The sequence below is a fragment of the Cohnella rhizosphaerae genome, from assembly GCF_029525575.1.
Classification (GTDB): Bacteria; Bacillota; Bacilli; order Paenibacillales; family Paenibacillaceae; genus Cohnella; species Cohnella rhizosphaerae.
Window position 1 is genome coordinate 2,243,692 of sequence record NZ_JAPDIA010000008.1, and the last position, 22,337, is coordinate 2,266,028.

Annotated in this window: 17 protein-coding genes and 4 pseudogenes; 3 read left to right on the top strand and 18 right to left on the bottom strand. The window is 59.1% G+C overall.

The annotated features are described in order from the left end of the window. Nucleotides 1-20 precede the first annotated feature (20 nt). Together mtnK and mtnA are read left to right on the top strand one after the other, a co-directional pair. The gene (mtnK, locus tag OMP40_RS34140; protein WP_277537939.1) at nucleotides 21-1,235 is read left to right on the top strand and encodes an S-methyl-5-thioribose kinase; all 1,215 of its coding nucleotides are present in this window, start codon (nucleotides 21-23) and stop codon (nucleotides 1,233-1,235) included. Between the two features lie 36 nt (nucleotides 1,236-1,271). After that, entirely contained in the window at nucleotides 1,272-2,351 is a 1,080-nt protein-coding gene (gene mtnA, locus OMP40_RS34145; RefSeq protein ID WP_277537940.1) for an S-methyl-5-thioribose-1-phosphate isomerase, read from the top strand. A 76-nt stretch (nucleotides 2,352-2,427) separates the two neighbouring features. Here the strand turns inward: mtnA and OMP40_RS34150 are convergent, their stop codons facing one another. The 7 genes and pseudogenes from OMP40_RS34150 to OMP40_RS34180 all read right to left on the bottom strand — a co-directional run bounded on the left by OMP40_RS34150 (nucleotide 2,428) and on the right by OMP40_RS34180 (nucleotide 12,242). Further along, nucleotides 2,428-2,742, bottom strand: a complete 315-nt coding sequence (locus tag OMP40_RS34150) for a YunC family protein (RefSeq protein ID WP_277537942.1) — start codon at nucleotides 2,740-2,742, stop codon at nucleotides 2,428-2,430. A 225-nt stretch (nucleotides 2,743-2,967) separates the two neighbouring features. After that, on the bottom strand, nucleotides 2,968-5,217 hold the full coding sequence (locus OMP40_RS34155; RefSeq protein WP_277537944.1) for a putative bifunctional diguanylate cyclase/phosphodiesterase: 2,250 nt from the start codon (nucleotides 5,215-5,217) through the stop codon (nucleotides 2,968-2,970). Nucleotides 5,218-5,361: 144 nt separating this feature from the next. Beyond that, complete coding sequence (locus tag OMP40_RS34160) at nucleotides 5,362-5,754, bottom strand: DUF423 domain-containing protein (RefSeq protein WP_277537946.1); 393 nt, start codon at nucleotides 5,752-5,754, stop codon at nucleotides 5,362-5,364. A gap of 1,645 nt (nucleotides 5,755-7,399) precedes the next feature. Continuing rightward, nucleotides 7,400-9,385: pseudogene (locus OMP40_RS34165) on the bottom strand (DNA topoisomerase 3); the annotation flags it as partial. Between the two features lie 175 nt (nucleotides 9,386-9,560). After that, nucleotides 9,561-10,031, bottom strand: a complete 471-nt coding sequence (locus OMP40_RS34170; protein WP_277537950.1) for a DUF2569 domain-containing protein — start codon at nucleotides 10,029-10,031, stop codon at nucleotides 9,561-9,563. A 202-nt stretch (nucleotides 10,032-10,233) separates the two neighbouring features. Then, nucleotides 10,234-11,908: pseudogene (locus tag OMP40_RS34175) on the bottom strand (ABC1 kinase family protein). A 13-nt stretch (nucleotides 11,909-11,921) separates the two neighbouring features. Next, on the bottom strand, nucleotides 11,922-12,242 hold the full coding sequence (locus OMP40_RS34180) for a phasin family protein (protein WP_277537951.1): 321 nt from the start codon (nucleotides 12,240-12,242) through the stop codon (nucleotides 11,922-11,924). 208 nt (nucleotides 12,243-12,450) lie between these two features. Between OMP40_RS34180 and yhbH the strand changes: the two genes are divergently transcribed. Then, entirely contained in the window at nucleotides 12,451-13,596 is a 1,146-nt protein-coding gene (gene yhbH / locus OMP40_RS34185) for a sporulation protein YhbH (RefSeq protein WP_277537953.1), read from the top strand. Nucleotides 13,597-13,681: 85 nt separating this feature from the next. Here the strand turns inward: yhbH and OMP40_RS34190 are convergent, their stop codons facing one another. The 11 genes and pseudogenes from OMP40_RS34190 to OMP40_RS42710 all read right to left on the bottom strand — a co-directional run. Further along, entirely contained in the window at nucleotides 13,682-13,981 is a 300-nt protein-coding gene (locus OMP40_RS34190; protein WP_277537955.1) for a helix-turn-helix transcriptional regulator, read from the bottom strand. A gap of 2 nt (nucleotides 13,982-13,983) precedes the next feature. After that, nucleotides 13,984-14,670 carry a hypothetical protein gene (locus OMP40_RS34195; protein ID WP_277537957.1) on the bottom strand — a complete coding sequence of 229 codons (687 nt, stop codon included), beginning with the start codon at nucleotides 14,668-14,670 and terminating at the stop codon, nucleotides 13,984-13,986. 76 nt (nucleotides 14,671-14,746) lie between these two features. Beyond that, nucleotides 14,747-14,977 (bottom strand): annotated as a pseudogene (locus OMP40_RS42705) (response regulator); the annotation flags it as partial. 240 nt (nucleotides 14,978-15,217) lie between these two features. Further along, a complete protein-coding gene (locus tag OMP40_RS34200) occupies nucleotides 15,218-15,790 on the bottom strand; it encodes a sensor histidine kinase (RefSeq protein ID WP_277537958.1) in 573 nt (190 codons plus the stop codon). Nucleotides 15,791-15,827: 37 nt separating this feature from the next. After that, the gene (locus OMP40_RS34205; protein ID WP_277537962.1) at nucleotides 15,828-16,760 is read right to left on the bottom strand and encodes a hypothetical protein; all 933 of its coding nucleotides are present in this window, start codon (nucleotides 16,758-16,760) and stop codon (nucleotides 15,828-15,830) included. 7 nt (nucleotides 16,761-16,767) lie between these two features. Beyond that, nucleotides 16,768-17,685: a nucleoside hydrolase gene (locus tag OMP40_RS34210; protein ID WP_277537964.1), complete on the bottom strand. Its 918-nt coding sequence runs from the start codon at nucleotides 17,683-17,685 to the stop codon at nucleotides 16,768-16,770. Nucleotides 17,686-17,702: 17 nt separating this feature from the next. After that, nucleotides 17,703-18,584, bottom strand: a complete 882-nt coding sequence (locus OMP40_RS34215) for a carbohydrate ABC transporter permease (protein ID WP_277537966.1) — start codon at nucleotides 18,582-18,584, stop codon at nucleotides 17,703-17,705. After that, complete coding sequence (locus OMP40_RS34220; RefSeq protein WP_277538206.1) at nucleotides 18,539-19,456, bottom strand: ABC transporter permease; 918 nt, start codon at nucleotides 19,454-19,456, stop codon at nucleotides 18,539-18,541. Before OMP40_RS34220 ends, OMP40_RS34215 begins: the two co-directional genes overlap by 46 nt. Before the next feature lie 124 nt (nucleotides 19,457-19,580). Then, nucleotides 19,581-21,272: an extracellular solute-binding protein gene (locus OMP40_RS34225; protein WP_277537968.1), complete on the bottom strand. Its 1,692-nt coding sequence runs from the start codon at nucleotides 21,270-21,272 to the stop codon at nucleotides 19,581-19,583. A 105-nt stretch (nucleotides 21,273-21,377) separates the two neighbouring features. Beyond that, nucleotides 21,378-21,674 carry a hypothetical protein gene (locus OMP40_RS34230; protein ID WP_277537970.1) on the bottom strand — a complete coding sequence of 99 codons (297 nt, stop codon included), beginning with the start codon at nucleotides 21,672-21,674 and terminating at the stop codon, nucleotides 21,378-21,380. A 54-nt stretch (nucleotides 21,675-21,728) separates the two neighbouring features. After that, nucleotides 21,729-22,331 (bottom strand): annotated as a pseudogene (locus OMP40_RS42710) (S-layer homology domain-containing protein); the annotation flags it as partial. Nucleotides 22,332-22,337: the final 6 nt, after the last annotated feature.

Below are 22,337 nucleotides of genomic sequence, written 5' to 3' on the forward strand. Positions count from 1 at the left end.
TTATCGGAGGTGCCCTGTTCATGAGCAAGTATCACCCGCTGAGCGAAGCGGAAGCCATCGAGATCGCCCGTTCCTTCGCCGAAGTTTTTCCGACAGGCGAGGAACTCGTCTCCCGCGAGATCGGGGACGGCAATCTGAATCTCGTGTTCCATATTACGCAGCCGGCGACCGGCCGCAGCCTGATCGTCAAGCAGGCGCTCCCTTACGTCAAGATCATCGGCGATTCGTGGCCGCTCAGCCTCGACCGCGCGCGCATCGAAGGCGAAGCGCTGATCAAGCAGGGCGAGCTCGCGCCGGGACTCGTGCCGGTCGTATACCGTTCCGACGCCGATATGGCCCTCACGATCATGGAGGACCTGAGCGATCACGTTATTATGCGCAAGGGTCTGATCGAAGGCGGCGTCTATCCCGATTTTGCCGAGCACCTCGCCGAGTTTCTGTCGCGCACGCTGTTTTTCACCTCGGACCTCGGCATGAACCAGCAGGACAAGAAGGTACAGCTCGGACGCTTCATCAACCCCGATCTGTGCAAGATTACGGAAGACTTCGTCCTTAATTTCCCTTATTACGATGCGGAATCCAACAATATCGAGCCTTATCTGCGCGACGCGGCGGAAGCGGTCTGGCGCGATGAAGAGCTGCTGCTCGAAGCGGCCAAGCTGCGCGAGAAGTTCCTTACGCATGCCCAGGCGCTGCTTCACGGCGACCTGCACACGGGCAGCATTTTCGTCACGCCGGCGTCGACGAAGGTCATCGACCCCGAATTCGCCTACTACGGCCCGATGGGCTTCGATATCGGCGCGATCGTCGCCAACCTGCTGCTGAACTACGCGGGCCAGGAGCACTGGAGCCCGAACGAGGCAGACCGTCGCGACCGCAGAGCTTATTTGCTCTCGACGATCACGGAGCTTTGGACCCGGTTCGAGCGCAAGTTCCGCGCGCTTTGGGACGCGCATGGCGTCGACAAGCGCTTTGACCTTCCCGGCTATCAGGACGATTATATGAAGCGTCTGCTGCAGGATACGATCGGCTTCGCCGGCGCCAAGGCGCTGAGACGGGTGTACGGCCTGGCGCAGGTCGCCGATATCGCGACGATCCCCGACCGCGAAGCGCGCGAACGGGCGCAGCGGCTGGCGCTTGCCATCGCGCGCAATCTGATCGTATCCAATCGCAGCGCGTCCTCCATCGAGGACGTCGTCCGGATCGCGGAGACGGCTGCCGGAAGCCGAAGCTAGACCGACAAGACTAACTTAGCGTAAGGAGATCGATCGATGAGCGACAATCAACACGAGGCTGCCCCGATCAAAGGCGTGCTGGAGCCGATCCGTTGGAACGAAGGCACGCTTGAATTGCTCGATCAGCGGCTGCTGCCGGAGCAAACGGTCGATTTGAACCTGAATACCGTCCAGGAGGTTTGGGACGCCATTCGCAATCTGGCGGTGCGGGGCGCGCCTGCGATCGGCATCGCCGCCGCTTTCGGCGTCGTGCTCGGCGTGCAGCGCTTCCCGGGACCTCCGACGGCGCTGGCCGACGAGGCGCTTCGCCACGCGGCGCATCTCGCGACGTCCAGGCCGACGGCCGTCAACCTGTTCTGGGCGCTCGATCGCATGAAGGAGCGCGCGAAGGCGCTCGCCTCGTCCGTCGGCTCGACGCACGAGGCGGTCCTCGCGCTGCTCGCCGAAGCGAAGCAGATTCAAGCGGAGGATATCGAGACGAACCGGCGGATCGGAGAACATGCGCTCAATTTGTTCAAGGACGGCATGGGCGTGCTCACCCACTGCAACGCGGGCGGACTGGCGACGTCCAAGTACGGCACGGCGCTGGCTCCGTTCTACTTGGCGCTCGAGCAAGGCATCGCGCTTAAAGTATACGCGGACGAAACGCGTCCGGTATTGCAGGGCGCACGCCTCACGGCGTTCGAGCTGCAGCAGGCGGGCGTCGACGTGACTCTGATCACCGACAATATGGCCGCGCACGTCATGTCCAAAGGCTGGGTGCAGGCGGTCATCGTCGGCACCGACCGGGTGGCGGCGAACGGCGACGTCGCCAACAAGATCGGCACGTACGGCGTAGCGGTGCTCGCCAAGGCGCACAACATTCCGTTCTACGTCGCTTGTCCGATGTCGACGATCGACCTGTCGACGCCGACGGGCGAGAGCATCCCGATCGAGGAGCGGCACGCGGACGAAGTGACCCTCGGCTTCGGCAAGCGGACGGCGCCCGAAGGCGTCAAAGTTTACAACCCCGCCTTCGACATTACGCCAAGCGAGTTGGTGACGGCGATCATCACCGAAAAGGGCATCGTCACCGCCCCTTACGAGGCGGGCCTCCGCAAGCTTTTCGAACAATAAAAGCAAAAGGCGGAAGACCAAATGCGGTTACTAGGCGAGTAACCGCATTTGCCTGCGATCCGTTTGGCCGTTCCGTTCATACGGACATCGAAGCCATGCGGGCAACCGCCTCCCGGCCTTGCATGCCGGGCACGATGCCGGCGAGCTCGGCTTCATGGGTGACGGATTCCAGCGGCGCGTCCAGCAATTGATCCAGCGTCTTTACGCCGACCGCACGGCCCGCGAGGATGCCTCTATCCCTCAGCTTGTCGTTGAGCAGGGCGACGTCAAGCGCGCCGCACATAATGTAACCGTTTCCGGCGGTTATTGCGAGCAGCGTCGTTTTGGGGAGCAGCACCTCGACGCCGAGCGCGGTATAGCCGTCGATGACGATCGGAACGAGTTTGATCAAATTCGTTCACCTCCAACGGATACGTTAAAATACGCGGCGAATCTCATCTCAGCATATGCTTCCTAAGACCCATCCAGCTATAGGCCGGTACCCAAAATAATACTTTGTCGAGTCCATCATTCATGATATATTATTCCTAGCATACCTGATCCTTTAGATATATACCGTTTGTTAGATAGGGGGCAAAGCATGACTAAAGCTACAGACAACCCAGAACGTTCCTATCTATTTTCGGTAGATATCTTGGTAAAGGCGGGAACGAACGGGGAAGCGCTGGAGACGCTGCTTAGATCTTTGAACGCGGGCGGTTTCGCCGACTTTCGCATTCAGACAGGCATCGTGCTCGGCGAGACGATACAACGCGAAATCAAAGCGGCGAAGACGAAGCATCAGGTTCTGACCGATTCGCTCGATGCGCGGATTCGCGACTACATTAAAACTTCCCGCTTGATCCGGATCACGGTGAACCGGGCCAAGGGCGAAAAACTGAGCGTCCCATGCAGGGTCGTGAACTTCGATCCCGACAACGAGCTGTTGACGGTATACCATGTCGATGAGAAAAGCGTCTACTCCTTCCACTTGAACGAGATCGACGACTTCGCCGAATAAATTCGTTTTACGCGTACCATGAACAAACGCCGCGACCCTTAAAGGGCCGCGGCGTTGTTGTTTTCCGGATCCGAGATCGACAAGCCATGATCGCGATTGAGCATAGCGCCTGCTTCTTCGGCAGGAAGCGGGGGGACTTCCATAATACCCCTGCATCTCGTCGCACGCATGCTGCTGCAGGAAGAGCACTTGCTCCTCTGTCTCCACGCCTTCGGCGATGACGCCGATCTGCAGATTGTGCGCCATGGCGATGATCGCCGCGACGATCGCTCTGTCGTTCGGGTCCTGATGAATATCGCGTACGAACGAGCGATCGATCTTAAGGCAGTCGATCGGCAGCCGTTTGAGATAGCTGAACGAGCTGTAGCCCGTTCCAAAATCGTCTACGCTGATGCCGACGCCAAGATCGCTGAGCGACTCTAGAATCGCGGTCGCCCGCTCGACGTCCATGGCGATGCTCTCCGTAATCTCGAGCTTTAAATACGGAGCCGCCAGTCCCGTCTCATTCAAAATCTCGGCGATGCGCTCGACCAGGTTCGGCTGCGCGAATTGCCGGATCGACAAATTGACGGAGATCGGATACGAAGGGAGGCCGGCGCGCTGCCAGGCGCGATTCTGCCTGCATGCCTCAAGAAGCACCCAGTCGCCGAGCGCCATGATGATCCCGCTCTCTTCGGCCGCGGGTATGAAGTGAGACGGCGCGACCATGCCCCGCTCGGGATGCCGCCATCGAATCAATGCTTCGAAGCCGACGAGCCGCCCGCTTCGAAGATCGTATTGAGGCTGATAGTACAGCTGGAATTGACGGCGGCTCATCCCCTCCATCAGCTCGTGCTGAAGCGTCAGCTTGTTGATTGCCGTATGCTCGAAAGCCGGATCGTAGAGCATGCAGCCGTTGCGTCCGTTTTCCTTCAGTCGGTGCAGGGCCGTGTCGGCCCGCTTGAGAAGTCCGTTCGCATCCGGATAATCGGTATTGCAGGTTGCCAGTCCTACGCTCACGGTCACGTGAATCGTGACGCCGCCAAGCTCGAAGGGCGCTTCGAATTGCTTCATTACCCCTTCGATCTGACGCATCGCCTGCTCGTCGTGCTCGAAGTCGGCGAACATGCCGACGAACTCGTCGCCCTCGACCCGTGCGATATTGGACGAATCCGGAAACCAGCGCGTCAGTCTCTCCGCGACTTGAAGCAGCAGCATATCGCCGTAATCCCGTCCGTAGGAAGCGTTGACCAGCTTGAAACGGTCGATGTCCATATACCAGACGGCGACGCGGCTGCCCGACTGGACTGCCGCGTGCAGCCGCTCGGTCAGTCTGTTCATGAAAAAACGGCGATTCGGCAAACCGGTCATATCGTCGTAGTACGCCATGTATCGAATCCGTTCCATCGAACGCTTTTGGTCGCTTTGATCCTGGGTGAAAACAACGATGCCCGCGATCTCGCCTTCGCGCATATACGGGCTCGTCTCAACGTGCGCCTCGATCGCAGCCCCGTCCGTACGCAGCAGCTTGACATCCTCGACGCATTTCTCCCCGCGCAGCGTGCGGGCGAAGATCGAGGCGGCTTGGCCGGCCGAATCCTTATGGATGAGATCCCGGAAATGAAGACCGAACACGCGATCGGAGGAGGTGCCCAGCATCGGAAGGAGCCGCCTGCTGATATTTTCGACGACGCCCTTGCTGTTAATGATCGTGAGCGAGATCGGACTGTCCTTCAGCAGATTGATCCACTCGGAATCGACGACGCTTGCGATCTTTCGCGAGCGCAGCCGCTCCTTGCGAAGGCGCACGAGCAAGAAGGCGACTGTGCCGAGCAGCAATGCCGCAATGACGGCCGCAGCGAGCGCGACTGCCCTCCAATGATCCATGATGCGCCCCCCTCTTTTCCTATGGAAGATCGTCCGCTTGCAGCTAGCTATAGGTTTCATTATAGTGCAAACTTACCAATCGTACAGCATTATTCCATAGAGGAAAGGTGCGTTTTATCAGAAAAGAGGCGAATTTACGGCGATTCAGCCCGCGCTCCGTCCTCCTCTGAACGCAGCGACCGCCAGACATGCCCATCCGGCCAGAAAAGCGACGCCGCCGAGCGGCGTAATCGCGCCGAGCCAATCGATGCCGCTGAGCGCCAAGAAGTACAGGCTGCCGGAAAACAATACGGTACCGATCAGCAGCAGTCGCGCGGACCACCGCGTCAGCTTCGCCGCCGACGGAAAACGCTCGGACAGCAATGCCACGATCAACAGTCCGAGTCCGTGGTACATTTGATAGCGCACGCCCGTCTCGAACACCTCCAGGTCATGCTCCGTAAGCGTCTCCTTGAGCGAATGGGCGCCGAATGCGCCGAACGCCACCGCCAGGCCGGCGACAACGGCGCCGATGCCGGCATATTTTTTGAGTAACATGCTCTTACCTCCATTGATTAGCTGGAAAAGTAGTTGGCAGACCGTGGAGCATCCGTGTAACTCGCGGCCAAGCCGGACCTCTCGACCGGTGCGGAGTTACACGCGAAAACCTTATAACTCTCTGTCGATAAGCGCTTTTGGACACTATCGCCGACTCCGTAACGCTCTGAGCGGTGCCGATAAGCGCTTTTGGGCACTATCGTCGACTCTGTGACGCTCTGAGCGGTGCCGATAAGCGCTTTTGGACACTATCGTCGACTCCATAACGCTCTGAACGGTGCCGATAAGCGCTTTTGGACACTATCGCCGACTCTGTGACGCTCGAAACGGTGCCGATAAGCGCTTTTGGACACTATCGCCGACTCTGTGACGCTTGAAACGGTGCCGATAAGCGCTTTTGGACACTATCGCCGACTCCGTAACGCTCCTGAACGGTGCCGATAAGCGCTTTTGGACACTATCGCCGACTCCGTAACGCTCTGAACGGTGCCGATAAGCGCTTTTGGGCACTATCGTCGACTCCATAACGCTCTGAACGGTGCCGATAAGCGCTTTTGGACACTATCGCCGACTCCGTAACGCTCTGAACGGTGCCGATAAGCGCTTTTGGACACTATCGCCGACTCTGTGACGCTTGAAACGGTGCCGATAAGCGCTTTTGGGCACTATCGTCGACTCCATAACGCTCTGAACGGTGCCGATAAGCGCTTTTTGGCTCTATCGCTGAGCAAAGCGGGACTGGGACTACGGAGATACACGATTTTTCCGCATATCTCTCTGCGTGCTCGCATTAATCTTCGAGCTCGAGCCTTCCGGTGGCCGGATCGGCCAGCACGATTCGCGCTTCGCGCATCGAGCCGGCATCGTCCCGGACGTGCAGCGTGGACGACGTGCGGCCGCTACGGATCAGCTCGGCGGCGAGCCGGTCGTCCAGCGTCAGTCCGAAGCTGTCGCGCCAGACGACGAAGCCGCAGCCGGACTTGTACGCGCTGCAGCCGTAGCCTTTGCGGCCCATGAAAATGGAGCCGTCGCAGCCCGGTCTGGGGCATTTGGCGATGACGGCGGGTCGGATAGCCGCCGGAGCCGACGTTTCGGCCGCTCGACCTGGCGTCGCCAAAGCGTTCGACACCGCGCCTTTAGCGGCCGGAGCTGCGTCGATTGTAGTCGATGCCACGCCGGAAGCGGGATCGCGCGATATGGCGCTCGTCGCGGTCGTTCCCGCTCCGCTCTTCGCGCGCGTCGAACGCCCGGCCGCCGCCGCACCTGCCCCTCCGTCGTCGTGCTTGCTTCCCGCGCTATTGACCCGGCCGCCCGCCGCCGCACCTGCGCCTCCGTCGTCGCGCTTGCTTCCCGCGCTATTGGCCCGGCCGGCCGCCGCCGCACCTGCGCCTCCGTCATCGCGCTTGCTTCCCGCGCTATTGACCCGGCCGCCCGCCGCCGCACCTGCGCCTCCGTCGTCGCGCTTGCTTCCCGCGCTATTGACCCGGCCGGCCGTCGCCGCACCTGCGCCTCCGTCGTCGCGCTTGCTTCCCGCGCTATTGGCCCGGCCGACCGCCGCCGCGACCGCGCCTCCGTCGGCGCGCTTGCTTCCCGCGCCCGTGGCCCGGCCGCGCGACGTGCCGCCGCCTGCGCTCTCGCCGCCTCCGGCTTCGCCGCTCTTGCCGCGCCCGCGCGCGCGCGAAGTCGCCTCGCCTTCGCCGGCGGCCTTGCCCCGACCGCGTCCCCCTGCCGGCTCCGGCTTCGCGAACGCTTCCTTCGTCGCCGGCGGCTGAACGCGCACCTTGTCGACGATAAGCCGCGTGAACTTCTGCACGTTGGCCATGAAGACGTCGGCCGAGGCTTGTCCGCGCGAGATCTCGGCGAGACGCCGCTCCCACTGCCCGGTCATCTCCGGCGAGGCGAGCAGCTCGACGCCCGCGCCCCGGATCAGCCGGATCGCCGACCTTCCCTTCGGCGTGATGACGATGCGCTTGCCCTGCATGTCCACGTAGCCGACCTGCTTCAGCCGCTCGATCGTCGCCGCGCGCGTCGCCGGCGTGCCGAGTCCCGAGTCCTTCATCGCGTCGCGCAGCTCTTCGTCCTCGATCTGCTTGCCCGCGCTCTCCATCGCCTTGAGCAGCGTCCCCTCGGTGTACGGCTTCGGCGGCTGCGTCTCCTTCTCCTTGGCTTCGGCTTCGACGCATCGCACCGGCGACTCCGCCTGAAGCGAGAAGTCCCCGCTCGTTTCCACCTCTTCGCCGCGCTCGGACTCCGCGTCGTCGTCCTTGCCGGAAGAGGCCGAATCCGACTTCCCCTTCTTCGCGCCTCCGCCGGACGTCGCGGAACCGCCCGCGTCCTCGTAGACGACCTTCCAGCCTTTGGCGATCATCTGCTTGACCGTCGTCTTGAACGTCTCGCCGGACACCTCGGTCAGCACCGTATGCACCTTGAACTCCGCAGGCGGATAAAAGTGCGAGACGAACCGGCGCACGATCATGTCGTACAGCTTGCGCTCGTCCGGCGACAGTGCGCCTGCCTTCTTCGCCGTCGGCATGATCGCATGGTGGTCCTCGACCTTGGAAGGGTTGCAAACGCCGCGGTTCCCCGTGTGGACAAGCCGCTTGTTGCCGCCGGCCGCGATCGCTTCGAACTCGGTCCCGCGCAGCGCGTCCAGCGCCTTGTGCATCTCCGGAATGTTTTCGTTGTTCACGTAGTTGGAGTTGGTCCGCGGATACGTGATGACTTTATGTTTCTCGTACAGCGCCTGCGCGACGTCCAACGTCTTCTTGGCGGAAAAGCCGAGCTTGCCGTTCGCCTCGCGCTGCAGAAGCGTCAAATCGTATAGCCGCCAGGGATACTCCTTCGTATCCTTGACTTCATAGCTCGCGATCCGCCCCTCCTTGCCCCGCACCTTGTCCGCGATCGCTTTGGCCTTGTCGCCGTCCGAGATCCGCTCGCCCTGCCACAAGCCGCGGTATTCGGTCTCGCCCTGCGCGAACTGCGCCGACACCTCGAAGAACTTGAGGGAATCGAACGATTCGATCTGGATCTGGCGATCGTAAATAAGCGCCAGCACCGGTGTCTGTACCCTGCCGACGGACAGCAGCTCGTTGTGGCGCGTCGTAAACGCGCGCGAGCCGTTCATCCCGATGAGCCAGTCCGCTTCGCTGCGGGCTCTGGCAGCTCGCGTAAGGTTCTCGTATTCGGCGCCGTCCTTCAGCTCGGCGAAGCCCCTGCGGATCGTCTCGGCCGTGAGGTCCGAGATCCACAGTCGCTTGACCGGCTGCGACAGCCCGAGATGGCGCTGGATCAGCGAAAAAATATGCTGGCCCTCCCGTCCGGCGTCGCACGCGTTGACCAGCCGGTCGCAGCGCTTCGCCACTTCGCGGATCGTCTCGAGCTGGTCCTTGGTCCGCGGGTTGGGCAGCAGCTTGAACCGCTCGGGGATGATCGGCAGATCGCCGAGCCGCCACTTCTTGTACTTTTCGTCGTACAGATCCGGCTCGGCGAGACCGATCAAATGCCCGATCGCCCAAGTGATGATATAATGCTCTCCCTCCAGGTAGGAGCGTCTGTTCTGGGCCTTCGGCTCGATGACGGCGGCGATATTGCGGCCCATGTCCGGCTTCTCGGCGATGACCAGCGTCTTCAACGGCGCTCTCCCTCCCGTATGGCGATTGTCGATGCGCAAAACGAACCCCCGGCTGACAGAGGACCGTCGTCCGGGGGCGTGCTTCGCCGCGTTCGCGCTACTATCCAAATGATAACATGAAGGCGACGGATTGCGCCACAGCCGGGCCTCGCGGGATCAAACAAAGCCGCGATCGCTAGCGCACGAACGTATGGGCTACGCGCTTCGAACGCAGGAAGTAAGGGATCCAGATCGCGCAGGTCACTACGCCTCTGAACGTGTCTCGAAGCGAATTGTCAAGGTCCAGTTCCATATCCGTCGAGATCGCCTGCACCAGCGCGTAATCGACGATGCCGATCAGCAAGCTGACGCTGTAATAGACGATCATAAGCTTGGGAAACAGGCGATTGCGCATATACATCATGGCCAGGCAGATGACGGTGAAGGCGAACATGCCCAAATTGAAGACGGCTTCCAAAAGGATCGTGGGCTTCCAGAGCGCGTGATAAAAATCGGCCTCTTTGGACGTGAGGGCGTCCCACATCTCGCTGTCGAACGATGGGATCGTAAACTGCACGATTTGAATGACGAGCTGAATCAGCGTCAAATAAAGGCCGATCTGGATCAGGATCAGCCAGCCTCCCAGACCGGAGAGTTCCGGCTTCAAGGGTGAATGGGCGGGCTCCCGATAATCTGCGGGCACAAAGGACATCGTCGACTTCCTGCTTTCCTCGCTTGATAGAATGGTATGATATGGAATTATATCCATAACGAAAGATTTTGAACAGGAGATTTTTCGAAAAACCGATTTGCCGCTCAAAACAAAATCGCGATCGGCATCACGGCCGTCGCGATCGTATTAAACGAATCTAAAATCTCCCCGAGCGAATAATCGCATAGATGAGCCAGCCGAACATGAGGGCGGCGATGACGAACCCCGTCTCGATGATGGGGAATCGCCAGATCGACGTCTCCGCATGACCGAGCGCGGCACCGATGATAAGTCCGGCCATGATGATGCTGAGCGCCAGCAGCACGATGCTGAACGACAGCCTGTTGCTGATCCTGTTCAGCTTGCGCGTCATCGCGTCGAGGTTCCCGATCTCGACCTCCGCGCGCACCCGGCCTTTGTGGACGAGCGACGACCATTGCCGAAGGCCCGCCGGTACGTCGCGAATCAGCTCCACGAACTCCGGCGCTTCTTCGATCCAGGCTTTGGCGATGCGCGATGGATTCAACTGCTCGCGAAGCAGCCTTTTGCCGAACGGCTCGGCGACGTCGAAGACGCTGAAGCCGGGTTCGAGCGCGGATACGACGCCCTCCATCGTGAGCAGCGACTTGCCGAGCAGCGTGAGCTCGGTCGGCACGCGAATCTGGTGACGGAACGCGACGGCGAACAGATCCTGCACGGCCTCGCCCATCGAGATTTGATCGAACGGAACCTTGTAATATTTCTCTCTCATCTCGTCGATGTCGGCATAAAGAAGCTCCTCGTCCGCGGACTCGGGAATGACGCCCATATTGCCGATCGCCCGGACGACGCCTTTCGTGCTCTGGTTTTTGAGCGCGATCACGAAGGCTGCGAAGTTGCGCTTGGCGGTCGGCGTCAGCCGTCCGACCATACCGAAGTCGAGCAGCGCGAGACGGCCGTCCGGGAGCGCGAGCACGTTGCCCGGGTGGGGATCGCCGTGAAAAAAAGCCCTCCACGAGCGCCTGCTCGAAAATGGACGCGGCATAGCGTTCGGCGAGCAGGCGGCGAGGCAGCCCCGCCGCGTCCAGCTGCGCCCGGTCGGACAGCTTGATCCCTTCTATGTAATCCATCGTCAGGACGCGCTTCGAGCAGAAGTCCCAATGAATATCCGGCACTTCGACATGGGCCCACTTCTCGCTCATGCGGGCGAACCGCTCTCCGTTGCGCGCTTCGGCGCCGTAGTCCAGCTCGGTCCGCAGCGCCCTCGCCAGCTCCTCGACCATGTCCCGCAGCCGGTACTGCCGCGCCCAATCGAGACGATGCTCCGCAAGCCGGGTCAGATCCGACAAAATCTCGAGATCCGTCTCCATCTGCGCCGCGATGCCCGGCCGCTGCACCTTCACCGCGACCTGCGTCCCGTCGGGCAGAGCCGCGCGATACACTTGTCCGATCGAAGCGGCCGCGATCGGCGTCTCGTCGAATTCCGCGAACAGGGCGCCGACGGGGGCGCCCAGCTCCCGCTCGATAATGCGGCCCGCCTCCGCGAATGCAAAAGGCGGCACTTGATCCTGCAGCTGCTCAAGCTCCTTCAGGATCGGCACGGGGATCAGGTCGGGACGCGTACTGGCGAGCTGCCCGAGCTTCACGAAGGTCGGGCCAAGCTCCTCGAGCATATGGCGAAGCCGGACGCCGATGCTTTTCGCCTTGATATCCTTGCGCTCCGCCACGCGGAAGATCGCCAGCTTGTCGACGAGTCCGAGCTCGTCGGACACGTAGCCGAATCCGTTGCGCGCGAGCGCCGCCGCGATCGTCCGGTAACGCCGAAGCTGCCGTATTCTTTTTCCCGCGCTCATAGGGATACCGCGCTCACATCTCTGACGGGCGGGTCTCGGCCTGGCGCATCTTCTCTTCCAGCGCCTCCAGCCTCAGCTGAATCGCCGCGAATTCCTCGCGGGTGACGAACCGGTCGTCGCCGCGGAAGGCGCTTGCCTTCTCCTGCGCCATCGATTCGATCTTGCTCCGCGCCTCCGCGCCCTTGCGCATCAGCTCGTCGACCAGCCCTTTGGATTCCTCGCGGCCGACCTCTCCTTTTCGCACCAGCTCGTCTACCGTCTTCTCGATCTGTTCCTTGCTGGCGACGACGACGCCCAACCCCAGCGCGATCATTTTATCGATTGTATCCTTCACCGGTCTCATCGCTCCTTTTCGCTTGTCATCATTTTCATGATGATTCAAAATGTTCTTTTTCATCCCATTACCCCATTGTATGCACGCCAGAATCGAAAAATCAAACCGCTCGCGCGGACGCCGCTCCAATTCGCACACATCGTATGGCCGAAGCCGAATATATTAATTGCATACCGGAGCAAAAGGCCGAAAAGGGGTGCGAAAAATCGTGAACAAGCCGTCCTTTATTTTGTCTCGAGAAGATTGGTCGCTTCACCGCAAAGGCTACCAGGATCAGTCGCGCCATCAGAAAAAAGTGCGCGAGGCGCTCAAGCAAAATCTGCCCGACCTGCTGTCCGAAGAAAATATCGTCATGTCGAACGGCAAGCAGATCATTAAAATTCCGATTCGCAGCATGGACGAATACCATATCGTTTACAACCATAATAAGAAGAAACACGTCGGCCAAGGGGACGGCGACAGCCAGGTGGGCGACGTGCTCGGCACCGATCCCGCGCCGAAAGGCGGCAAAGGCGAAGGCGCGGGAAGCGAGCCGGGCGAGGACGTCGTCGAAGCCGAGATCTCGATCGCGGAGCTCGAGAACATGCTGTTCGAGGAGCTGGAGCTGCCCTACCTGAAGCGCAAGGACAAGGAGATCATCGAATCGACCGAGATCCGGTTCACGGACGTGCGGCGCAAGGGCATCATGTCCAACATCGACAAGAAGCGGACGATCCTCGAGAACCTGCGGCGCAATTCCCGCGACGGGCGGGCCGAGATCGCCGGCATCTCGCCGGACGACCTCCGGTTCAAGACGTGGGAGGAGATCGTAAAACCGCAGAACAACGCCGTCATCATCGCCATGATGGATACGTCCGGCTCGATGGGCACCTTCGAAAAATACTGCGCGCGCTCCTTCTTCTTCTGGATGACCCGCTTCCTGCGGCGGCAGTACGAGAAGGTGGAGATCGTCTTCATCGCGCACCATACCGAAGCGAAGGAAGTGACCGAGGAGGAGTTCTTCACGCGCGGGGAAAGCGGCGGCACGATCTGCTCGTCCGCCTATATCAAAGCGCTCGAAATTCTCGACAGCCGATATCCGTCGTCGAGCTACAACATCTACCCGTTCCACTTTTCGGACGGCGACAATCTGACGAGCGACAACGAACGCTGCGTGCGCCTGATCAAGGAGCTGCTCGGTCGCGCCAACATTTTCGGCTACGGCGAAGTGAACCAGTACAACCGCTCGAGCACGCTGATGTCGGCTTACAAGCATCTGGATCATCAGCAGTTCCTTTATTACGTCATCCGTGAGAAAGCCGAAGTGTACAACGCGCTGAAGACGTTTTTCAAGAAGCGGGAAGCCGTCGTGTGAAAAGGAGCAAGCGATCGCCCGGTCGGAAGGGCGATCGCTTGTTCGTTGCGCGCGGACCAAGCACGGATATGCGCCGCCAGCAGACTCATTCCAGAAACATGCGCGCCTTGTATTCCTGCGGAGACACGCCGAACGTATTGCGGAATACTTTGGCGAAATAATTCGAATTGTTGTAGCCCACCTGCCTCGCGGCTTCGCTGATCTTCATCCCGTCCTGCAGCAAGAGAAGACGCGCGGCGTTCATTTTTTCCTTGGCGATATACACGCTCAGGACCTCGTTCGTTCGCTTCTTGAACAACCTGGACAAATACGTCGGATTGACATAGAAATGGCGAGAAAGCTGATCGAGCGACAGGTCCTCGCTTAAATGGTTGGAAATGTACATTTTCAGCTGTTCGACCAGTACGGAGCCCCCCGTTTCGGGTTCGCCCGCATGGCCGCCTTTTTTGGCCGTCCCCGATGTCGATCAACAAGCCTCGGCCCGGCCGCCTCTCCAGATCGTCCCGCATCAAACGGAAATAAGCCCCAAGGTCGCCCCAGCGGAAGGCATTGGATCGAAATATAATCGAAATGGACACGCCCAGCAGCCGAAAAATCGTATTTTGTATGCTTTCCGTCACATAAGCGATGCGCGAACGATCCCCTTCGATCGTTGCCACCGATTGCATCAGCATGCCGGACATCCGCTGGTCCATCCGGAACGATGCCGCCGCGTAGGCGTGGTTCACCAACTCCTCCGCCATGTTCATGACCGCAAACCGGATCAACGATCCGTCGTTCACGGTGAACCTGCGCCCCCAATCGTCGATACGCATCATGAATAAGTCCACGGGACGATCGCTGTCGAAGGGCACGTCCAGCAGCCGGATGGTCGCTTGCAGCGCTTCGCCGGCCTGCCCTCTGGGATGATTGAGATAGTCCAGCATAATCTGATTTTTTTAATTCGCTGTTGGACTGCCGCAGCTTCTGTCTGGCTTTTTCGATGGACATCATTTCTTCCAATCGCCGATCGAGCTCTTCGATCGCCTTGCGCAAGCTGGCGATTACTTCCTCGTCGTCCGCCGGCTTGAGCAAATAATCGCTGACGCCCAGCCGAAGCGCTCGTTTCGTATATTCGAAATCCGAATAGCCCGTCAAAAAAAATGACCTTGCACATCCAACCCGCTTGGATCACCGATTCGATCCAGTCCAGCCCGCTAATCCGGGGCATGCGAATATCCGCCAGAACGATGTCGTACGAGGAGCGGACCATCAGCTGCTGCGCCTCGACGGCCGAGTATGCGAAGCGGATCTCCTTAAGCGGCAGCTCGCTGGATGCGATCATCTGCGCGAGTCCTTCTACGATTGAAGGCTCGTCATCCACGATCAACAGTTTGTACATATCACGCCATCTTCCTGTCTTCGTTGTATGAGGCCGGAGCGGCTTGGATCGACTTGGAAATTACGAAAGTAACGTTGGTCCCGCGCGCGCCGCTTGCTATCCACAAGCCTTCCGATCCTTCGAAGCTGCGCAGCAAGCCGCTGATGCACGTTCCACAGACCGCAATGCTCCTTGTCATGGACGGGATCCCGGAGGGAGTGAAGAACTTCGGTCTTCCGCGCCTCGCTCATGCCGCCTCCGTTATCCGATACGCTCACGAGCGCTCCCCCCGCTTGTACCGGTTATCGCAATTCGAATGCGGCCCTCGCCCTCCAAGGATTCGAATCCGTGAATAATGGCGTTTTCGACCAACGGCTGAAGCATAAGCACGGGAACGAGCATCTCTTCAAGCCCCGCTTCGACTTCGAGCTCATAAGCGAGCCTGTTCGAAAATCTCAGCATTTGGATTTCAAGATAAGTCCGCGTAAATTTGACTTCATCGGCGAGCCTCGCGTGCTCCGTCAGCCCTTGACGGGTAACGAAGCGAAAATAGTCCCCCAAATATTTGCACAGCCGGGCGACGTTTTCGTTTTCGCCGGAAACAGCCATTCGGTAGCCTTGATACAGGCTGTTAAACAAGAAATGCGGGTTGATCTGGGACTGAAGCATTTTCAGCTGCGCCTCCTGCAGCTGTATTTTTTTGTGCAGCACTTCTTGCACGAGAATTTGCAATTGCTCGGCCATACTGTTGAATTGCCGATAGACGTAGCCGAATTCGTCGCCTTGCTCGAGCAGGATGCGGGAGCCGTAGTCTCCCTTTTCGACCGATCTCATCGATCCGACAAGCTTCCGCAACGGAGAATGAATTTGCTTATAAATAAAAAAAGGCGAACAGCATCACGACGATGCCCGTGATGATCCAGAGGAACGCCGACCACCGCCGCAGCTCATGCATAGGCTTCAGCAATTCATGCTCGTCCGCGTAAGCAACGATGCTGAACAGCCGGTCCGTAGACGTTCGCGTATGCACCACGTAGCTGCCGTTTTGCAATTTTACACGATATTGGTCCGGCTTCGCTTGCACCGCGTTTCCCATTCCCGCAAAGATGTCGCGGTCAAGCTCCCTCGGCGTGGAACCCTCGACAAGCCGGCTGCTCTGCGTTTCGATCAGGAACACCTTAAAAACGTTGGCTTCCTCGAGCGATTTGAGGGCGTCTACGATGCGCTCCTTGTAGATATCGACGCCGAGGTAATAGGATACGGCCAGCGGATCCGCGCCGAGTCCGGAAAATTCGGTCGTATACGTCAAAAAGTCATGATCGAGATAACGGTTGTACGTCGTATCGCTCCGCGACACTTCTTCAATCAGTTTAGCTTTTCTGGCATCGATCGGCCTGACGCCGTTGCGAAACGAAATCGTCTTGTTCAGGTCGGGGTAAATCAAAAAAACGTCGGCGATATAATTGTTGGAGTAGCTGATGAGACCCATCTTCGTTTTCAGGTTCTGGTACAGCGATACATTCTTGAAGGTGAAATCTTCGTTCTGCTGCAAATAATAGGCCGGCAAGTCGGGATCGTTGTTCAGCGCGATCAGCATTTGTGCGATGTTGTGCAGCTCGTCGTCCATCGTTTTCATAAACAGGTTCATTTGCGACTGCGACGAAACCTCGGCACGGTCGACCGCGGCGTTCATGCCGGCTCGAATCGTCATGATGCTGAACAGAAGCAGCGGAAGCGTCATAATGAGAAAGCCGATAACGATCTTGATGAATACGCCGGGGCGCCGCGTCCGGTTGATCCGCATGCTGACTTCACCTCGACTTTATCTTACCAACCAGCCATCGCTCCAGTAAATGCTCGATATGCGCAGGGTCCGTATCGAAAATCAAATAACGATGGCTTCCCTCTCCCGGCATCCAACGGTTGGCGCCGTCGGGCTCGATGAGGACGCATCCCGATTCCGACAATCGCCAGCCGTCCCGCAGCCCCCGTACCGCGACCATGACCGCGATCAGATCCCAGCTTGGGCGAACGCCGTCCGCCAGGCCGAATCTCTCGTAAGCTTGCCGTACGGGATGCTGCGACGGCGTATCCGCAAGCAGGCTTCGGCCTGTCAGCACCGCGCTCCCGATCTCGTAGCCTGCGAAAATAATCGGCGTAGGCCACGCGGCCGCGACAAGACGGGCGGCGTCAGGCGCCATCTCGAAATTCCACTCCCGGCCGAACGGGAAATGTCCCCCCATCGCGACCGTTTCTTTTACTTTGCGCTCGACGAGCTCAATACCCGATAGCGGACTGATCGCATCCGGCTCCGACTGCAGCAATCCGGCGAGATTGCGCAAAGGGCCGATTGCGGCAATGACGATCGAAGCGTCCGCCGCTTCGGCGAGCAGCCGGCGGTAGAGTTGTATGGCATCCGGCGCGGCTTGAACGCCGCGGTATCGGTTGTCGTATTGCAGCGCAAGCGCTTTGTTGTACGTCTCGTAACGGTCGTGGTCCAGAAATCCGGGCTCCTGCAAGGTGCCGATCGGAATCTCCGGGCGTCCGTAATACGCGTTGATCGCATCGAGACAGCCGGCTCCCCACCTGCTGGAAGTGCAGTGCATCATGCCCGCGATCCTGGCTTCTCCAAGGTCGGCCAGCGTATGGAGCACGGCTACGGCGCCTGCGTCGTCGCAATCGGGTCCGATGTCGGTATCTAAAATGATGTTAACGGCCTGCGCGCTCAATTCGTCTCACCCTCGCCTTATTCTTTGACGGATCCCATGACGATACCTTTTGTGAAGTGCTTTTGCAATAAAGGATACACGACCAGAATCGGTGCCATGGCCATAAAAATTTGCGCGGAATAGAGCGAGCGCCGCGAGGCTTCCGCCGCATTGCGGGCGTCGTCGATCGTGATCGCTTTTTTCGTCTGATCCAGCAGCGCCTGCAAATACGTCTGCAGCGGATACAGATCGACCTTGTTCATATAGATCAGTCCGGAGAACCATTCGTTCCAGTGCATGACCATGCTGAACAAAATCAATGTCGCCACGGCCGGCATCGACAGCGGGAGATAAATTTTGAACAAGGCCGTGAAATGTCCGCCGCCATCGATATAGCAGGCCTCCTCCATCTCTTTGGGCAGCTGGCGGAAGAAGTTGAGCAGCAAAATGATGTGAAACGTCTGCACGGCCGCCGGCAGCACGAGCGCCCAGATCGAATCGATCAGATGCAGCTGAGATACGAGCATATAACCCGGAATGAGCCCGCCGCTGAACAGCATGGTGAAAACGATCAGCCATACGTATACATTGCGGTAAGGAAACGCCCGTTCCTCCTTCGACAGCGGATAGGCCATCAGAAACGTAAGCAGCATATTCACCGAGGTACCCAGCAGCAGCCGCTTGATCGTGACCACGAAGGCATCGTAAAACTTCTCGTTGGCGAGCGCCTCGCGATACGCGGAAAAGTTGAAGCCGACGGGCCATAACCCGACGAGATTGGCGTTGGCGGCTCCTTTTTCGCTGAGCGATACGGCCATCAGGTGTACGAGCGGCAGCACGCATACGACCGCGACGCCGATGACGAAGGCGATATTCAACAGGTAAAAGAGCCGGTAGGCGTTGGAATGGTATCGATCCATGGCGAGCCTCCTGAGAATATGCGATAATTGGCGAAGCGGGAGGCTGCCCAATAGGATACGGAGATGAGCACCAGACCGACGACGGACTTGAAAAGCCCTACGGCCGTTGCCAGACCGTATTGCATATCCAGCAGACCGGCACGGTATACCCATGTATCGATGATGTCCCCGGTTTGATAGACGAGCGGACTATACAGATTGAAGATTTGGTCGAAGCCCGCGTTCAAGATGCCCCCGATGCTAAGCGTGGCCATCAGGATCGCGATTGGGGCAATGCCCGGCAGCGTCACATGCCGCACCTGCTTCCAGCGGTTGGCGCCGTCCATCACCGCCGCCTCGTACAGCACGGGATTAATCCCGCTGAGCGCGGCCAAATAAATGATGGTGGAGAAGCCGAACTCCTTCCAGACGTCGGTGACCACGATGACGCCTCTGAACAAACCGGGATCTCCCAAGAAAAAGTATGGCCCGATTCCGAACCAGCCCAGTATTCGGTTTACCGCGCCGCCGTTCATGGACAGCACGTCCACCAGGATGCCTCCCAGAATGACCCACGACAGAAAGTGGGGAAAATAAACCATCGTTTGCACGGTGCGTTTCACGCCATGCTGCCTGATTTCGTTCAGCAGCAGGGCGAACAGCACCGGGACGAGGAGTCCTAGCACGATTTTCATCACCGCAATGACCAACGTGTTGGTCACAATGGTTGCGGTATCCGGCAGGTTCAACATAAACGCGAAATGCTGCAAGCCCACCCATTCGGAGCCGAAAAAACCTTTGGTCGGCACAAAATCCTGGAACGCGATGACAATTCCCGCCATCGGTACGTACTGAAAGATAACAAGCAAAGCCATTCCGGGCAGCAGCATCATATGCAGCGGCCAATGGCGTTTCCAATTGATCGGCTTTAATCTGAAACCAAACACAGCATGCTCTCCTTCCTACCGCCGGAATGGCACGAGGCTGAGCGGCAAGCGCACAGCCCCGTATTCCGCTCTATTTCTGCGCGTTGATTTCCTTTAAAATGTCGTCTCCGCCAAGCTTATGGTACTTCTCGACAAAGGCGTCGAAGGTGTCGAGGGACGCGCCCATAATGATGTTGACGAACGTTTCGGACTCCAGCTTGCCGAGCGTCGGCCCCTTGGACAGCATCGTCGGGGTGGAGGCGCCGACATAGGCCGGGTACACGAGCTCCTTGTAGCCGTCGAGCACCGCTTCCGCTTCGTAATACATTTTCTCCATCGCCCAGGCCTGCAGGCCGCCCGGCTTGATCTGGTTCGTGAAGACGTCCTTCGCTTTGGCCGATACGAGCTTGGATTCGTCGTTGCTCGCATGATACTCCCTCAGTTCCCTGCCCACCTCGAGATTGCCGAACGGCGAGTCGAAGAAAAACGGTCTGGCATAGTTATGCGCTTCGAGGCCTTTGTGCGTACTGCCGATCGCCTCGTACCAACGCTTCTGGGCTTCGGGGAACAGCTCCGGCTTCGAGCTGATGAACATGTCCGTCCACAGATTCATCGACTTGACGATCGCTTCGGGATGCGCGAAGGCCTTGCGAACGACGATCCATTCGTTGGTGAACGGGAGCGCCTTGGGAACGGGCGTTCCGCCGTCGAGCGTCGGAATCGGGTAGGCGTTCCATTTGGCGTTCGGATCGTTCTCCAGATTTTGCTTGAGCGGATACAGCGGGTTCCAGAAGGCGCCGAACAGAATGCCCACCTTGCCGGCCATGATCTTCTCGACCGTAACGGCATAATCCTTGATGCCGAACTCCGGATCGAATGCGCCAAGCTTGTAGAGCTCCTGCATTTTTTTGAGCGCTTCCTTCATCTCGGGCTGCGTGCTGCCATAGACGATCCGACCGCTCGCATCCTTCACCATGATGCTGGGATACGCGCCGAACGCCGAAGCGATCGCATCCATGGCAAGCGTGTTCATACCGCTTTCCAGCGAGATCGCAAACGTGTCCTTCTGACCGTTTTTGTCCGGGTCCTTCTCGACGAAGGCTTTGGCTACGGCGGTCAGCTCATCCATCGTTTTCGGAGGCTCAAGTCCGAGCGCGTCCAGCCAATCCTGGCGAACGTACATGACCGGTATCGAATTGCCGTAGTCCTTGGGCGCCGGAATGCCGTATAGCTTGCCGTCCGTCTCGGCCGGCACGAACGAGACTTTGTTCTGATATTCCAGGTTGCGCTTTAATTCAGCGGACGCATACTGGTCGTACACTTGCGACAAATCGGCGAGTTGGTCGTTTTTGACCATTTTTTGCATTTGCTCCGTCCCGACCAGCAGTACGTCGGGCAGATCGTCGCTCGCGATGGCGAGATTGATTTTTTCCGATAATTTCGAAGCTTCCACGACAAACTTGTTTTTGTATTCGATATTCAGCATTTCCTTGTTCAATCGGGTATGAATGTTGTCGTCGACGCTTTCGCCTTCCGGATAGTTGATGCCGGCTCCGACGGTCGCCCCGATCGTCACCGTCACCGGCTCCGGGTAGGCCTTGAGATTGATCTCCGCTTGCGTATCTTTGGTGCCCTCGGGTGCGACGGCGGAGGCGCCGGACGACGGCGCGGCCGTCGATGTCGCGGCGTTCGGACCGTCGTTCGACGAACATGCGACGGTCGTGATCAGCATGGCCGCAGACGCGGACAGCAGCCACGCTTTGCCTTTTCTTCTGCTTGACATTGTGTTCCCCCCATGTTTTGTGCTTCATCCGCTTCTTCTTTTTTTATCTTAATTCAGGACGTTTTGGGGCATAAGACAAAGATCTTTACCTTCGGGCAACAATATTTACAGGTTCGCCAATTCTGTTATTTCGACGCCGCCGCGAGCTCGGACGGCAGCGGGATAAGGCCGGACAGCCGCCAGATCACCGTCGCGGCCTGCGCCCGCGTCGCGGTTGCGTTCGGCGCGAATCCCCCCGTCTGCCAATCCCTGCATCAGGCCGAGTCCCGCCGATCGGTCGACAGCTTGCTTGGCCCAGGCCGCAATGTCGCGTTCATCCAAGTAGGGTTCCGAACGCTCGCCAAGCCCGGGCATGGAGACGCAATCCGCCAGCGCGCAAGCGCGCATCAGCATCACCGCCATTTCCTGCCTCGTTACCGGCTTGTCCGCCTCGAATTGCCGACGCCCGTTGCCTTCGACCAGACCCGCTTCATATCCTGCTGCTGCGGCTTGCGCGTACCAGGCGTCCGCAGTGACATCTGAGAATGGAGCGTCGGTTCCGGTCCCCTTGAGACCGAGGCCGAGCGTCCTGGTCAACAAGGCCGTGAATTCGGCGCGCGTCAGCTGTCGATCCGGGCCGTACCGCGTGTCTTCCATGCCTTGCGCAAGCTGTGCGGCGGACAGCGATCGAATGGCTTGACGGGCCCAATGCGTCTCCGGCACGTCGACATAGGAACGATCGTAGACGAGCACCCCGTATATGCCGCTCCTTTGGATAACGGCGCGAAGCTTGCCGTCGGAAGCCGACTTGGCGCTTCTGACATATTCCCAGCGCGACCGTTGTTCGTTCCAGTAATAGAGGCCAGCCAAACCCGAGACGTCCTGAGCAGCGTCGTACGCCAGTTCCAATATGGCCGATCGCGCTTCTGCGTTCGCGTTCGGCAATTCCACCTGCGCGAGGGCGCCGGCAAGGGTCACGCTGACCGAAGCCGGATAGGCGCTTCTTCGCGCGATCAGACTTGCGGCTGCCTCCTCGCCGAGCGGGCTGATCTTCAGCCCTTCGGCCGCAGTCCCATGCACCTGGGG